Origin of the sequence: Pedobacter lusitanus, assembly GCF_040026395.1 — a bacterium.
GTDB lineage: Bacteria > Bacteroidota > Bacteroidia > Sphingobacteriales > Sphingobacteriaceae > Pedobacter > Pedobacter lusitanus.
This window is the reverse complement of the sequence record NZ_CP157278.1, coordinates 468,847-483,292: the sequence shown is the minus strand read 5'-3', so window position 1 is coordinate 483,292 and position 14,446 is coordinate 468,847. Positions and strand designations below refer to the sequence as shown.

At 38.1% G+C, this 14,446-nt stretch carries 11 protein-coding genes; 7 read left to right on the top strand and 4 right to left on the bottom strand.

The annotated features are described in order from the left end of the window. Positions 1-84 precede the first annotated feature (84 nt). On the bottom strand, positions 85-1,449 hold the full coding sequence (locus tag PL_RS02180; protein WP_041880295.1) for a M60 family metallopeptidase: 1,365 nt from the start codon (positions 1,447-1,449) through the stop codon (positions 85-87). A gap of 314 nt (positions 1,450-1,763) precedes the next feature. Between PL_RS02180 and PL_RS02175 the strand changes: the two genes are divergently transcribed. Genes PL_RS02175 through PL_RS02165 form a run of 3 tightly spaced genes read left to right on the top strand, consistent with a single transcriptional unit; the run spans position 1,764 to position 4,813 of the window. Continuing rightward, entirely contained in the window at positions 1,764-3,059 is a 1,296-nt protein-coding gene (locus PL_RS02175) for a DUF5690 family protein (RefSeq protein ID WP_052496158.1), read from the top strand. Then, a complete protein-coding gene (locus PL_RS02170; protein ID WP_082035869.1) occupies positions 3,010-4,101 on the top strand; it encodes a zinc-binding dehydrogenase in 1,092 nt (363 codons plus the stop codon). The genes PL_RS02175 and PL_RS02170 overlap by 50 nt, the downstream gene beginning before the upstream one ends. A gap of 31 nt (positions 4,102-4,132) precedes the next feature. Next, positions 4,133-4,813 carry an HAD hydrolase-like protein gene (locus PL_RS02165; RefSeq protein WP_348620895.1) on the top strand — a complete coding sequence of 227 codons (681 nt, stop codon included), beginning with the start codon at positions 4,133-4,135 and terminating at the stop codon, positions 4,811-4,813. 90 nt (positions 4,814-4,903) lie between these two features. Here PL_RS02165 and PL_RS02160 read toward each other — a convergent pair whose 3' ends face one another. Then, positions 4,904-5,824: an EndoS/ChiA family endoglycosidase gene (locus PL_RS02160; protein WP_041880296.1), complete on the bottom strand. Its 921-nt coding sequence runs from the start codon at positions 5,822-5,824 to the stop codon at positions 4,904-4,906. Positions 5,825-6,005: 181 nt separating this feature from the next. Here PL_RS02160 and eptA point away from each other — a divergent pair, with 181 nt between their 5' ends. The 4 genes from eptA to PL_RS02140 all read left to right on the top strand — a co-directional run bounded on the left by eptA (position 6,006) and on the right by PL_RS02140 (position 10,044). Then, positions 6,006-7,532 carry a phosphoethanolamine--lipid A transferase EptA gene (gene eptA / locus PL_RS02155; RefSeq protein ID WP_348620893.1) on the top strand — a complete coding sequence of 509 codons (1,527 nt, stop codon included), beginning with the start codon at positions 6,006-6,008 and terminating at the stop codon, positions 7,530-7,532. A gap of 155 nt (positions 7,533-7,687) precedes the next feature. Next, entirely contained in the window at positions 7,688-8,470 is a 783-nt protein-coding gene (locus PL_RS02150) for a glycosyltransferase (protein WP_052496160.1), read from the top strand. A gap of 16 nt (positions 8,471-8,486) precedes the next feature. Continuing rightward, entirely contained in the window at positions 8,487-8,738 is a 252-nt protein-coding gene (locus PL_RS02145) for a hypothetical protein (protein WP_052496161.1), read from the top strand. 130 nt (positions 8,739-8,868) lie between these two features. Continuing rightward, positions 8,869-10,044, top strand: a complete 1,176-nt coding sequence (locus PL_RS02140; protein ID WP_152620276.1) for a hypothetical protein — start codon at positions 8,869-8,871, stop codon at positions 10,042-10,044. Positions 10,045-10,144: 100 nt separating this feature from the next. Here the strand turns inward: PL_RS02140 and PL_RS02135 are convergent, their stop codons facing one another. After that, positions 10,145-13,033, bottom strand: coding sequence for a TonB-dependent receptor (locus PL_RS02135; RefSeq protein ID WP_052496162.1), 2,889 nt, complete (start codon positions 13,031-13,033; stop codon positions 10,145-10,147). Positions 13,034-13,282: 249 nt separating this feature from the next. Continuing rightward, positions 13,283-14,428 carry an MFS transporter gene (locus PL_RS02130; RefSeq protein ID WP_041880298.1) on the bottom strand — a complete coding sequence of 382 codons (1,146 nt, stop codon included), beginning with the start codon at positions 14,426-14,428 and terminating at the stop codon, positions 13,283-13,285. Between the last annotated feature and the right edge of the window lie 18 nt (positions 14,429-14,446).

Genomic DNA, 14,446 nt, shown 5'->3' with positions numbered 1-14,446 from the left:
CAAAAAAGCTTCAGCATTTACAGGATTCTTTCTATGAACCTTATAAATGCTGAGTTTTTTTTTGTCACTTGTATTACAACCTGTTTAATCCTGTAAGGTTGATGGATCTATACTGGGTGCTGGCAGCCCCAAAGCGGTCATATCCAGATGTATTTGAGCAGTGGCAGCCGGAGTTGACAGATTCAGTCCCCATTTTTTGAAGAAGTTACTTAGGTTTTTGCCTGATATATTGCAGGCCTTCAACATAAAATAGCGCATTCTGGCATCATCATTAGCCAATGCCGGATTTTCAATACGCATATCTTTGGCCAGTGTCTTATAAAAATTATCACCATAGGCCAGTGTCAGCTGCTGGAACATACAAAGTCTTATAAAAAGATCGGTTAAACTATTAGTATAACTTTGAGATCCGTTATAATCTTTGGTTCCATCTGCCTTTCCCAAATAAGTAAAAGCTTTTGGCCAGACTCCATCTTTTACCAATCTGTTAATAGATGGGGTAAGGGCACGCTGAACATATAAGCTGTAGAGATTTACCGTAACCTCACCCAAAGCTCCCCAGCGCCACATCATCTGGTGCTGATGACCCAGTTCGTGCCATGGGCCCCAACCATTGATCCCAACACCGTCTAAAGTTAAAATAGCATTTACATCTGATGTGGTATAGGCTGTGCGAAAATCATAGGCGAAAAAGTAATAAGCAGGATCTTCATGTTGTGTTAAAAGATAAGTATGCACATTTTTTGCATGAACAGGCAATGAATTATCTAAACCGTTCAGCTCATCCTCCAGTGCAATGACCTGAGTGATTTTGTTTAATATAGCTTCCTGGTTTTCTGTCTGGTATTGTATGGCCTTTGTTCTGGATACCACAATTACACAATTGGTACCCTCCAGCACTACGTCAGGCGTGGTATAGGTTTGTAATTGATTGATCCAGTCTGAATTTGTGGTCACGCCAACTTTGTAATACGGAGCATAAGTATACCCACTATTAAAGGTCACTTTAGCAGTTGATCCAGTACTGGAATTTGTGTATCTGATCCATAATAAGCCACCAACAGCATTGGTAATAGTATTGGTACCAGCAGTTAATTGTACAATTGCTGGCTGACTATTCCAGGTGCCATATCTGGAGTAGGTGCCAATTAGTAATTTAGGCAACCGGGTACCGGCAGTTTGTGTTACAGTTATATTTAAAGTAGCACCGGGAGCCATATACAAACCAGTGGCTGTAAAGTCGGTCAAATCATATCCGTTTTTCAAACGGGCCTTTTCAGCTGACGCATTTATTTTTTCTGTGACATTAAAAATATTGGTCTGGGTAGCGCTCTGCACACCAGCACTTCCTGCTGTTTCTTTGTTAGTAACTGGTAATATTGCAGATTTTTGGCAGGCACACAGACCTGCGATTGCCAGAACGGCAAGGAGCAATAGGTTCTTTTTCATTTTTCTTAGGTTTAGATTGTTTAAATATTTGTTTTGTAGGTATTCCGGATTCCAAAATCAATTTCAAAGCTGATTACACTATCATATTAATTTATTAATTTTCCCCTTCAGAGAGAAGGAAAAACGCTGCGCAAACGTTTGATTTAATGCAATTTAAGATCAATCGACATTATTAAACTGTATAACAAACAGTCTATCTTCCTCTTCATCACTATTCAGTGAATAAAAAATTAACATATATTTAATATATCGGATATGTATACATGGCAAACATTGTTTAGTTTTACTAAACAATGTTTAAGAACTGATGCTATATGAAAAACCGAAAGTTCAATAGAATATTTGCCCATCCTTTATGGGCTCTTGTAGCTGCTTTTGGTACCTATTTTTGTATGTATGGTTTTCGCAAGCCATATACTGCGGCAACTTATCAAGGTTTCTCTTTTTTTGACCTCGACTTTAAATCGCTTCTGATTATCTCTCAAACATTGGGTTATGTCATGGCAAAATGGGTAGGGATAAAATTTGTATCAGAAATCAAGCCTGCTTACCGTATCAGGGCCATCCTCATTTTGATTGGCTTTGCAGAGTGTATGCTTTTACTCTTTGGTAGTGTACCGGCCCCATGGAACGTAATTTTCCTTTTTCTGAATGGCTTGCCTTTAGGCGTAATTTTCGGTTTAGTGCTTGGCTTTGTAGAAGGGCGTAAACATACAGAATTCCTGGTAGCAGGTCTTTGTGCAAGTTTTATTGTGTCAGATGGTGTTTCAAAATCAATAGGTACCTTCTTACTGGATCATGGCCTGAACGAGTTATGGATGCCCTTTTTTGCCGGATTGATATTTCTTGTACCCACACTTCTTTTTATCGGTATGCTCGCTTGTATCCCGGCACCAAATCAGCTTGATATTCAGGAAAGATCTGAAAGACCGCCTATGACGGGAAAAGATAGATGGGGGTTTTTCAATAAGTATGCGCCAGGTATTATCGGTATAGTGCTGGTTTACCTTTTTACTACGCTTTTACGCAGCCTGCGGGCAGATTTCGCCGTTGAAATCTGGACTGGCTTAGGCTATCATCAGACACCAGAACTTTTTACACAGTCTGAACTACTGGTCTCTTTTGGAGTATTGCTTATTATAGGTCTGGTTGCCTTTATAACCAGGCACAAAAGCGCATTTTACTTATCCCTTTTTATTAGCCTTACCGGATTGATTATTTTAATTATGGCAGTATATGGCCTGATTAATGGAAATATCGAAGCCTTTACGGCGATGGTACTTATAGGTTTGGGTGTTTATCTGCCCTATGTAGCCATCCATGCGATTGTTTTTGAGCGGCTTATTGCCATAACCCGGGAAAAAGCAAACGTAGGTTTTTTGATGTACATCGCAGATTCTGTAGGTTATACCGGATACATTATTTTAATGCTGGCCAGATATCTGTCGCCAGATTCAGCTTCTATATTATCCATTTTTCTGAAAGCCAGCACAGGCATGGCCGGGATTGGAATTCTGCTCACTGTTTCCTGTTATTTCTATTTTAAATACAAGTTAAAAAATGAAAAATCAACAACCCATACACCCCAAAGGACGGGCTGTACTATTTAGTGGGCCAGGTAAGCCTTTTAGTATATCGAAGTATGATTTGCCTGAGTCTGCAGACGAAGAAATCATTATAAAAAATCTGTATACAACCATTTGCGGCAGTGATATACATACTTATTGCGGACATCGTTCCGAACCTGATCAGGTAGTACTTGGTCATGAAATTGTGGGTGAGATATTTTCGCTCGTGCCTGGTAAATCTCATTTTGATTTCAGCGGTAAACCTGTGGAGATAGGAGACAGGGTGATATGGTCTATTTTTGCTGTGCCGGAAGGGACCAAACCGCCCCGTGAAGATATGCCACAGAAAAGTGAGCAGCTGTTTAAATATGGGCATGCACTTGCAACAAGCAAAGATATTTTTAACGGGGGACTTGCCGATTATTGTGTGCTAAGACCAAATACGGCTTTCCTTAAAATCTCTGCAGCCATGCCACTTCAGGTGGCAGCAACGATTAGCTGCGCACATGCTACCGTAACCGGAGCTATACGCGTTGCCGGAGAAATAGCGAATCAGAGAGTAATTATATTCGGAGCAGGCCTGCTCGGCATTTCTTGTGCTGCAATGTGCAGGGAAGCAGGAGCAGCCCGGATTAGTCTGATTGACCCTGATACTTCAAGACTGATGTGGGGTGAGAAATTTGGAGCAGATAAAACTTATACAACAGAAGATTTTTACACAGATCAATCGCAGCCGGCAGAAGAAGGGGATATCGTGTTTGATATGACCGGTCATCCTGCAGCAATGAAAGCCGGGCTTGATGCACTCGCTCTTGGTGGAACAGCCGTTTGGATTGGCGCGGTATTTCCGGCAAAACATGTAGAGGTAGATGCCCAGAAAATTGTTAGAAAACTCTTACAGATTAAAGGTCTTCATAATTATAACTATGACGATTTCGTAAATGCGACCTCATTTATAGAGCATAATTACCAGAAATATCCATTTCAGGCCCTGATAGAAAAAGAATACGAACTTGGCGAGGTCGAAGAGGCTTTCCGTTACGCAACACAGGAAAAACCGGTACGTGTAGGTATCCGGATTTAACTATATAACTCAATAATAATACGATCATAATATGCAGAACAAATTTGAAATGGTAGTTTTTGATATGGCAGGAACTACAGTAAATGAAAACAACCTGGTGTACAAAACACTTAGAAATGCGATAAATAATGCTGGATTTGAATTCAGTCTGGAAGAAGTGCTGGCAGAAGGTGCAGGTAAAGAAAAAAAACAGGCTATCCGCTCAGTACTTTTGAGTTATGCCGGAATCAGTGATGAAGAATTAACTATCAGCATCTATAACGAATTTATTGTAACCCTTACCAATGCTTATGCTAAAGAAGAAATCCTGCCACAGCCAAATGCAATAGCACTTTTTTCAGCGCTTAAAGACAGAAATGTTTTAGCTGTCCTGAATACAGGTTATGATAGGGGTACTGCAAGTTCAATCCTGGAAAAACTGGGCTGGGTAGAAGGGGTAGACTTCGATGCACTGGTTACAGCTTCTGATGTTGAGCGGAACAGACCTGATCCGGATATGATTGAATTTGCAATGAAGCGTTTCCAGATCACTGATGCAAGCCGGGTGGTTAAGGTTGGTGATTCGATCATTGATATTCAGGAAGGTCAAAATGCAGGTTGCGGCCTTAGTATTGGTATTACAACCGGAGCACATACAGTTGAGCAGCTTCAATCAGCCAATCCCGATCGTATCATAGATAATCTGATTGATCTGTTGCCGGCAATCGATTAGATTACCTGCAATATATTCGTTAAAATGTTATTCAATATAATAGAAATGATATCGGCAGGTTGATTTTGATAAACATCCTGCCGATATTCTTTACTGAGCTAAGGCTCTGAATACGGTATTGGTATAAGTGGAATCCAGATTAGCTGCATAAACCATGATACCAGCTTTTTTACCATTAACCGGCTGCCATTTTGCTGCTGCAACATCTTTAGTCAGGTTCTTGAAATTGCTTTCTGCAGAAACGCCAATCATCGTTTTACCTGCACCGATAACATTAGCCCATTGATTGAATCTGCTGGTATTATCCTGAAAATAGCCCATATCTTCAACAAAATTCACATATTTAGCTACATTTAAATCCTTACCAATAGCACCGCCTTCAGGTGCACCAGAATAAATTGCTGCAATATAAAGCGTGTTTGGGTTTTTAGATAAAGGGCCAAAATATTGTCCCAATCCAGTTAAAAGTGCTTTATATTGAGCATTGTTTTTTGCACCGTGTTCAATATCCAGTGCAATACCATCTAATTTCAGCGAATCTAAAATATAAGATTTAGCCATACTGATAAACTCCGTATTGTTAAACTTTTTGCCCGAATAATCGGTAAAAGGAGTGTTGCTGCTCCAGCCGGAATTGTCATCTTCGTTCATCAGAACTTTAACACCACGGCGCTGTAAAATCCTGACATCCGCCATAATAGACCCATAGGTTTTGTAATTTTTGTTATCAAATATAAAGTCATGTCCGGTATATTTCGCACTATCAACAAATCGCCATTCATGAGCTTCAAACAGGACGACAACATTAGCTTCCCTGGCAAAATCTATCAGTCTTGGTCCGCCATTATCAAAAGCGTAATAAGCGACCTTATAAGGGCCTGACACAGCCTGGTTAGCAGACATGACGGACATTGATCCGTCCGGAGCATTTTGCCCGGCTGGTAATGATTCTTTTTTACAGGAATAAAAAACAGCCATAAGGCTCAGGATAAAAAACAATTGCTTTTTCATAGGTATTAGGTTTAGATAAATGATTTATACTAAAGCTAGTACTATTTAACCGTATTATAAATACATCATCATACGGACATCATAATAATAAAAAATACTATCCTGTTTTTATTTTACTGCTCATAATGCGTATCATTGTTATCAAAAAATAAAATAATTATTAAAAAATTGATAATAATACATGTTTAAGAAGAATTTAAAATTACTGGATTTTGCATTGTTGATGAGTTTTCTTAATTTTTTATTCTTTCATCTTCCATTTTTCACCTTTGTCTTCAATAAGGCAGATCATAAGAGTTTAAGCGGGGTTACGATTATTATAAGTTTAATAATTCTAATGCTTGTACTCAATTCTCTTCTTTTTTATCTGATACTTTTTCTGTCACGTTTTGCCGGAAAATCTCTATTGGTATTATTCTTCATCATTAATTCAATTGCTGTTTATTTTATCAATACTTATAGTGTGATAATAGACGAGAGTATGATTGGTAATATATTCAATACCAATTATCAGGAGTCCAGCAGTTTTTTTTCTTTTAAACTGATTCTGTATATCGTTTTATTGGGCATAATTCCCGCTATCTATATCATTAAGGCTAAAATTACAACCCCGACACTTAAAAAGTTCTCCGTTACTTCTTCGCTTACCTTATTATTAATTACCATTTTAATCTTCGCCAATGCGAGTAACTGGTTATGGATTGATAAGAATTCAAAGACATTAGGAGGGCTTGCAATGCCCTGGTCTTATTCAGTGAATATTGCTCTGTTTTATGTTCACAAGTCCCAGAAGAATGAAAAGGAGATTTTATTGCCTAAGGCAACAATAAAAGATAATAAAAAATCAGTTGTGGTATTAGTAATAGGAGAGTCGGCAAGAAGCCAGAACTTTTCTTTAAACGGATATGGCAAGAATACGAATCCGCTACTTTCCAAAACCCCAAATGTATTCAGTTTTAAAGCCACATCCTGTGCGACATATACCACTGCTGGTGTAAAATGTATTTTAGAACCAACAAGTTCTGATGATTTATATGAAATTCTACCTAATTATCTCTATAGAAACGATGTAGAGGTAATCTGGAGAACTACAAACTGGGGAGAACCACCAGTTCATATTAAAAATTATCAGACCCGGGAAAATCTGGCAGCAGATTGCAAAGGTGAGGGGTGCAATTATGATGAAATTCTTTTGAGTGGACTGAAAGAACAAATATTAGCGAGTAAAAAGAATAAGATATTAATAGTTCTGCATACAAGTACAAGCCATGGGCCTACATACAGTAAAAAATATCCACCTCGATTTGAGACTTTTAAACCCGTTTGTAATAGTGTTGAATTAGGAAACTGTTCTCAAACAGAACTGATCAATGCTTATGATAATACCATTATTTATACAGATTATATCCTTCATAATGTAATAGAGGATTTGAAACAATTAAAAGAGTTTAATAGTGCAATGCTTTTTGTTTCTGACCATGGAGAATCTTTAGGAGAAAAGAATCTGTATATGCATGGAATACCTTTAAGTATTGCACCTAAAGAACAGTATGAGATTCCTTTTATAGTTTGGGTATCTGATAATTCAAAACAACTCAAGCCTAAGCCTGATCAGATATTGTCTCAGAACAATGTGTTTCATAGCGTTTTAAACTTTTTGGGTATACAAAGTCCTGTTTACAACGAAGGAATGAACATCTTCAAATAATAGGAATTCCTGTACGCAGAGATTAACCTGATCTAAGTAAATACAGCTCCGGGAGGGCATATTGAAATATCGTACTTAACATAATATTAATTATATAAATTTTACGTATCCCAGGAAATTTCGATTAGAAGGCTATTTTATTACCTTTGCGGATAATGTTTAAAGTAATAAAGAAGATTGTCAGAGGACTTTCTAACAAACCTGCAAAGGATTATGAAGTGATGCCTGTAACCGGCGGAAATGTTTTTGACTGGAAACATATCAGTGACCGTCGTCTCTATACAGATAATAACTATGCGCTTGAAGTTCTGGAAGAAAATATAAATTTCCGCTTAGAGCCTCTTACTGATCACATACAAACTCATAAAGAACAGATTACTTATCATTGCTACTGGCATGGAAATATTGGACGTAAACAGGCATTTTCAATTAAATCCTTTTTATGTACGCAAGATCTTACCAGATGCAGAGTCATTTTATGGCTGGATGCTGATAATGGATACCATAATCATGAAAAGAACCCAATTCTAAAAGAAATCCTGCACTTGATTGAAGTTAAGATTTATGATCCATACCAGGAAATAAAAAATACACCCTGGAAAAATAAAAAAGAACTTGTCAATGAGCCTGAAAATCTGGCAAAAAGATCAGATGCTTTTAGATTCTTGATCCTTTATAAATACGGAGGTGTTTATTTTGATCTGGACGTAATGTTTCTTAAAGATTTTAGCAGTTTACTGGAATCCGAATTCTGTTATGCCTGGGAAACTCAACCTTATGCTAACAGTGCAATATTAAGTTTGAAATCCAAAAGTGAGATAGCTACTTATATATTAAACAAAAGCAGTAAAAAGCGTACTGTATTGCCCTGGATCATTCTAAACTATTCAGACTCTCTTTTGAATAAGCTAAATATTCTTCCTTGCACTTTTTTTTGATCCGCTTTGGCAAAATGTGACTCCTGAGAAAGCTCCATTTGATGATTTTCCGGGCTTCTTTAAACAATTTGATCAGCAATTCACCAATCGGCTATCGATAAATTCCTATAAGGATTTTTTCCCGGGTTGCTATGCTTATCACTGGCATAATCACTGGAAAGATGCAGAATATGAAAATTCTTATTTTGGGATTTTTGAGAAGAATTTTGATGATCTATTGAATATTACGTCAAATTATCAGCAAACAGCCGATGTTTTAGCGCTATGACTTCAGAGATCATGAAAAAATGGTAGAATTAAAAAAAAACAAATTTCGCTTTAATTTTGTAACAAATTATAAATTAACAACTCTGATTAAAGAAATATATCTCATTAATTCATCCTCCTATCCTATTGTTATGGAACGAAAAAAGGTTGTTCAATTATGCTTTGTCCTGGTGGCGTTGATTTCAGTGTTTTTCAATGCCTGTAAAAAGGATCCGGTTGTCAAACCACCGGTCGTGGTTTCAACTGAAGATCCGAAGAAACTGAGGATTAGTAAGAAAGTCGATTCTATAAAAGAATCATTAATCCGGCAGAATTTCCAGGTAACCTCTTTTGAGTTAAATAAAGACAGTACAGCTGTAATTTTCAGTTATGAAAATACAACTACCGGAGCAGCTGAATTCGGCATTTTAAGAGGTTCCAATTCGGGAGATTATTTTTATGGTTTTCCTATTCACGGCCGTAACCTACTGGAAACAGGCGAACTGATGTACTTTAATCCTAATGTCCCAAAAAACGATAAACAGCCTGTATTGATTAAAGGTGGCAATGGAGAAATTTTAAATAAATCGGTAACAAAACTCGCTTTAAGCAGTATGCGTGTGCAGATAGCTCAGGTACGTGAATCTTTAGGTGGAATTGAAGGACTTAGAAATAAAAAGGGCGAAATAAAATATAGCATATCTACCTTCAATAAGTATGATGATATTAAAAATGACGTCCTGTTTAATACTTCCAAGTACGGATTGAGAAATAACATGGATTCCAAAGAAATACCTGACATAAGAAATTTTGTTCCCGATAATCAACCAATCGGATTTATATCAGGTGTGTACCTTTTCTGTCGTCAGGACAGCTATGTTGCTCTTTTGGATGACGGTTCCGCCGACTGGAAGATGTATGAAAAAGAAATTGATCCGTCCTTATTTGTAAATAATACGCCGGCCTATATTTCTGAAGTGACTTTTGGCCGTTATGCATTGTTAACTGTAGAGTCTTCACTATTTCCTAACGACCAGATAAAAGAGGCCTTAAATGCTGCTTTAAAAGACACTGCATCTATGACCGAAATACAGAAAAAAATTGTGAATACTTCAACTATACGAACTTATTATAGCGGAAGTAATTTTCTTCCTATTGGCACCGGGATGCAAAGCCTGTCAGATTTTCTCCTTATAGCAAAAAATAATATCCCCAACTACTTACAAGGGAGTGATGAGCCTACCTATTTCAAAGTAAAATCTCTTAAGGATAAAAAAATACTAACCGGAGGAAAGTATACCTATTCCCAAAAGTTTGACCTCAAATAAAAATCACAGAGACATCCCGCGGGCGGATATACTGTTTAAATAAAAAAGGGTCTGTATCATGAGAATACAGACCCTTTTTTATTTAAACAGTATATTATGCTTATGGATTAAATGAATAAGCCACATAATACACTGCACCAACAGACGGATTTCCGTAAGAAGTAAAATTATACTTGTTCAAGACGTTTGAACCACCAATTTTGATCATGGAGTTTACTGAAGGAATTTTAAAATTAACCTGGGCATCTAAAGTACCGAAAGCCGGTACATCTCCGGAAGCAAAAGAAGAATTCCAGTAGAATTTGCCCTGCCAGCGATAATTTACATTAAAACCTACATTTTTGATCAGCTCTCTTCTTCCTATACCCAGATTATACCTGATCTTAGGCGTATTAAAATCGTTGATATAATTATCCGGGATATCACCGATATTATTGTAAGAGATATTACCGCTTAAGTTATAATTTGCTACTAAATAATCGATTCCCAAAGCTCCTCCATAAGAAGTTACTTTTCCTTTTGCATTTACGGGAACACCAAATTTGGTAAAATTAGTTCCGTTAATCTCTTTCTGGTAAACATCTACGGCGGTTATAAAATCTTTATAAATATTATAATAAGCATAGGCATCGATCAGGAACTTTGGCCCTAATAATCCTCTGTAACCGATTTCATAAGCCTGAACACTTTCCGGACGCACACCTTTAGGGTCAAATGTATAAGCTTTTAACAGAGTCGGGTCCGGGGTCCCTCCTGCCGCTGAATTAAGAAAAGCACGATAGCTTACGTCCGTAAATGCCTGATTGGTAAACAGGCTGTATTTATTCAGAATCTCTGGTATCCCACCAATTAATCTTTGCGATCCACCGCCAACAGATAAGTCAATATACTGGTTCTGTGTGGTTGGATTACGGTATCCTGTCTGATAAGAAATCCGGATATTGTTATTTTTAGCCACTGTATATACTCCGGTTACTCTCGGTGTGAAACGACCATCAAAATTCGTGCTTTTATCATAACGTCCTGAGAATGTCAGCTTAAATTTATCATCAAAGAACTTTTTGCCTAGCTGCACGAAACTTCCATATTCTTTAATATCAATTTCACTGTTTAAATCATTGAAGATAGTTCCGTTTGATCTCAACTGGTACAAGCGGTAAGAAGCACCAATCTGAAATTCAAAAACATTGTTAAACAGATTACTAAAGTTGTACATCCCTTCATAATGATAGAGATTAGTCTTATCGTCAAATTTAGCTCCATAAATCCCCTTGCTAAAATCACTTCCAGAAATTGTTGTATTCAGGATTTTACTTTTAGCAGCTTCAAACTGCGGAGAACCCTGCGCGAATCTGCCCTGATCGGCGGCAGCTCTGGCCGCTGCATAAGCTGCTGCATCACTCGCCCCCTGAGACTTGGCACCTATATAATTTCCTACATACTGAGGAAACCAGTCAGTAGATTTTTTAGAAGTTTCATTAATATAGCTACCCAGAATAGATGCGATATAAGAATCACCTGAACGTTCCTGAGTTGTATAACCTCTGATAAAAAAGTCCTGCCCCTTTAATTCCAGTTTATATTGTCCGATACTGAAATTTCTTAGAGAATAACGGTCAGAACCGGTATAAACAGATGTCCCGCTACCCCAGTATACCTGTGCTACAGCCTCGATCGTTTTGGTTAAACGATAATTAATGGAACCAGATGCCTTAATTGATTGTGTTTTATAATCAACCAGAGAACTTTCTTCATAACCGGTTCTGGAGACATTCTGATTGGGAAGTAAACCCGGAGTATTAATCCCGGCATAAAAAGGACGCATAACTGAATTAGTACTCAAGAACCCGTTCAGGGCATTCAATCTGGCCGGGTTTGATTTAAATGCATCAATCTGTGCAGCAGTTGGCGGTACCGGCAAACCCAATGCGCCCTGAACAAATCCGGAAGTTCCTGCATTAAGAACAGACTGAGCAACGTTACGCATGTTCTGACTTACTTCATCCCCATAGACATTTATCCCGTCATAATTGGGGTCTGAACTCCTGTCTCCGGATTTTCCTGATCTTGAAGCCCTGTCAAAGTTGGAAAAATTATCAGCCTGCCAGTCCTGTGCCTGCAGAAATGAAAATGTTCCCTTAATAGCAAATTTATTATTCCAGGCTTTTGCCAGACGGACATCCAGCTGATTATAAGGCTGTACGCCTGTGTTATTATCATTGACATGATTCATACCCGTTTTAAACTGAAAACTTGGCCCCTGATAATCAAACGGGCTTTTTGAGGTCATCAGCATTGTTCCATTGATCCCACCTGCACCATAAAGTGCTGATGAGGCACCAGGTAATAGCTCGACATTGTCTAAATCAAGATCGTTGATACCTACAATATTACCAACAGCAAAGTTCAATCCTGGTGCCTGATTATCCATTCCATCGACAAACTGATTAAATCTGGTGTTACCATTTGAATTAAATCCCCTGGTATTTACCGATTTAAAAGTCAGACTTTGCGTGCTAACCTCAACGCCTTTCATATTGTTCAGTGCATCATAAAATGACGGAGCAGCTATTTCTTTTATCGTGTTTTGCCCCATCCGTTCAATAGAAACCGGAGACTCCAGTATTCTTTCCGGAGTCCTGGAAGCAGAGATCACGACCTCCTGACCAAGAATCCCTGCCTGTTCCAGCTCGGCATCCAGGCCAGTCGTGCTGCCGGTAACCAATTTTTCAACTGAAGTATATCCGAGAAAGGAAATTACAATTGTAAATGGTGCCTTTTCAGAAGTACTGAATGCATACTTACCATTCTGATTGGTAGATGTACCGACGGTCTTTCCTTTAACTGTAATCCCTGCGCCGGGGATCGGTTCCCGACTTAGCTTGTCAATTACTGACCCGCTAATAACAATGCTTTGTGCTTGTACATACATAACTGTAAAACAAAGCATTATAAGCAAAAACATTTGTTTTGTAAATCTTTTCATCATACGTTAATTTATTATTTGGTTCACACTAACTTAAATTTAACATAATTAAATGAAACATTATAGTGTGCAGAGTCTCAATTATTTAAGCGTAAAACCAGCTAATTATCGTCTGTTAACATATGTATTTTAAGGGGCTGTCCTCTCCTTTTTTGATTTCATGTATGAATTCATTGAGGTTTATCAGTTACGGCTTTAAACGAGACTATTATATTCTTATAATATTGATTTATAATCTAATATAACACAAATCTAAACTATAGATTTAACCCTGGAAGCAAGTAATGTGGTGCCGAAACCCAGTACTGCTATCAGTAAAAATGACCAGCGGAGATTTGTCGCCTGTGCAATAAAACCAATCATAGGCGGACCAATCAGAAAGCCCAGAAAGCCAACTGTGGAAACCGCTGCTATAGCAATTCCCGGTGCCATTGTTTTAGATTTCCCGGCAAGTGCAAGTACCAGTGGAACAACAGAAGAAACGCCAATACCGACCATCAGAAAGCCTAATGTAGCAGTATGGATATTAGGAAATATAACAGCCAGCAGTAATCCTGTAGTACTGATTATACCACTATATTGTAATATCCTGCTTATTCCAAACCGTGTTACAAACCGGTCTGCAGCAAAGCGTCCACCTGCCATTGTAGCCATAAATGCAATGGATCCCATTGTAGTCAGCGCTTCAGGCACCGTGACAATGGTTTTAAAATAGACACCACTCCAGTCAAACATAGTTCCTTCGGTAATCAAACTGGCAAATGCAATAAAACCCAGCTTCAGGATATTGCCATCAGGTTTTGCAAATACAGGCTGCGATTCTGAAACACCATCCTGCCGTAAAAGTGATCTCCATGAATAGAAAACCAAAATCCAGCAGATAATTCCTACAATTGCAAAATGCAACCAAAACGGCCATTTTACAGCTATAGCTAATGTACCAATAGCCACACCGGTAAAGCCAGCCAGACTCCATAGTCCATGAAAAGAGGCCATAATTGATCTTCCATACAGTTCTTCTATTCCTACAGCCTGTGTATTCATGGCTATCTCAAAAACATTATTTAAAAAGCCAAACAGAAAGAGGACAATTACCAGCTGCCAGATTTGTGTCGTCAGCCCAATGGTACATAAAATCAGGGGGAATAACAGGCCGGCGGCAATCAGTACTTTACGACTCGTAAATCTGGTGACCATCCATCCGGATATAGGCAAACTAATCATCAGTCCTACTGGTAAGGCAAATAATACACTTCCAAGTTCTGCATCATTTAAGTTATAGAAAGATTTAATATCATGTATACGACATGCCCAGCTGGAATAAGTCAGGCCCGCGATGAAAAAGAATATACTGGTGGCAATACGGTGTGACCGTTTTTTATCAATAGATAATGACATATATCATTTGTGTTTTAA

Excerpts from the sequence above, each read along its gene's own strand:
- PL_RS02130 (WP_041880298.1), bottom strand. The coding sequence starts at position 14,428 with ATGTCATTATCTATTGATAAAAAACGGTCACACCGTATTGCCACCAGT.
- PL_RS02135 (WP_052496162.1), bottom strand. The coding sequence starts at position 13,033 with ATGATGAAAAGATTTACAAAACAAATGTTTTTGCTTATAATGCTTTGT.
- PL_RS02140 (WP_152620276.1), top strand. The coding sequence starts at position 8,869 with ATGGAACGAAAAAAGGTTGTTCAATTATGCTTTGTCCTGGTGGCGTTG.
- PL_RS02160 (WP_041880296.1), bottom strand. The coding sequence starts at position 5,824 with ATGAAAAAGCAATTGTTTTTTATCCTGAGCCTTATGGCTGTTTTTTAT.
- eptA (WP_348620893.1), top strand. The coding sequence starts at position 6,006 with ATGTTTAAGAAGAATTTAAAATTACTGGATTTTGCATTGTTGATGAGT.
- PL_RS02180 (WP_041880295.1), bottom strand. The coding sequence starts at position 1,449 with ATGAAAAAGAACCTATTGCTCCTTGCCGTTCTGGCAATCGCAGGTCTG.
- PL_RS02170 (WP_082035869.1), top strand. The coding sequence starts at position 3,010 with ATGAAAAATCAACAACCCATACACCCCAAAGGACGGGCTGTACTATTT.
- PL_RS02165 (WP_348620895.1), top strand. The coding sequence starts at position 4,133 with ATGCAGAACAAATTTGAAATGGTAGTTTTTGATATGGCAGGAACTACA.
- PL_RS02175 (WP_052496158.1), top strand. The coding sequence starts at position 1,764 with ATGAAAAACCGAAAGTTCAATAGAATATTTGCCCATCCTTTATGGGCT.
- PL_RS02150 (WP_052496160.1), top strand. The coding sequence starts at position 7,688 with ATGTTTAAAGTAATAAAGAAGATTGTCAGAGGACTTTCTAACAAACCT.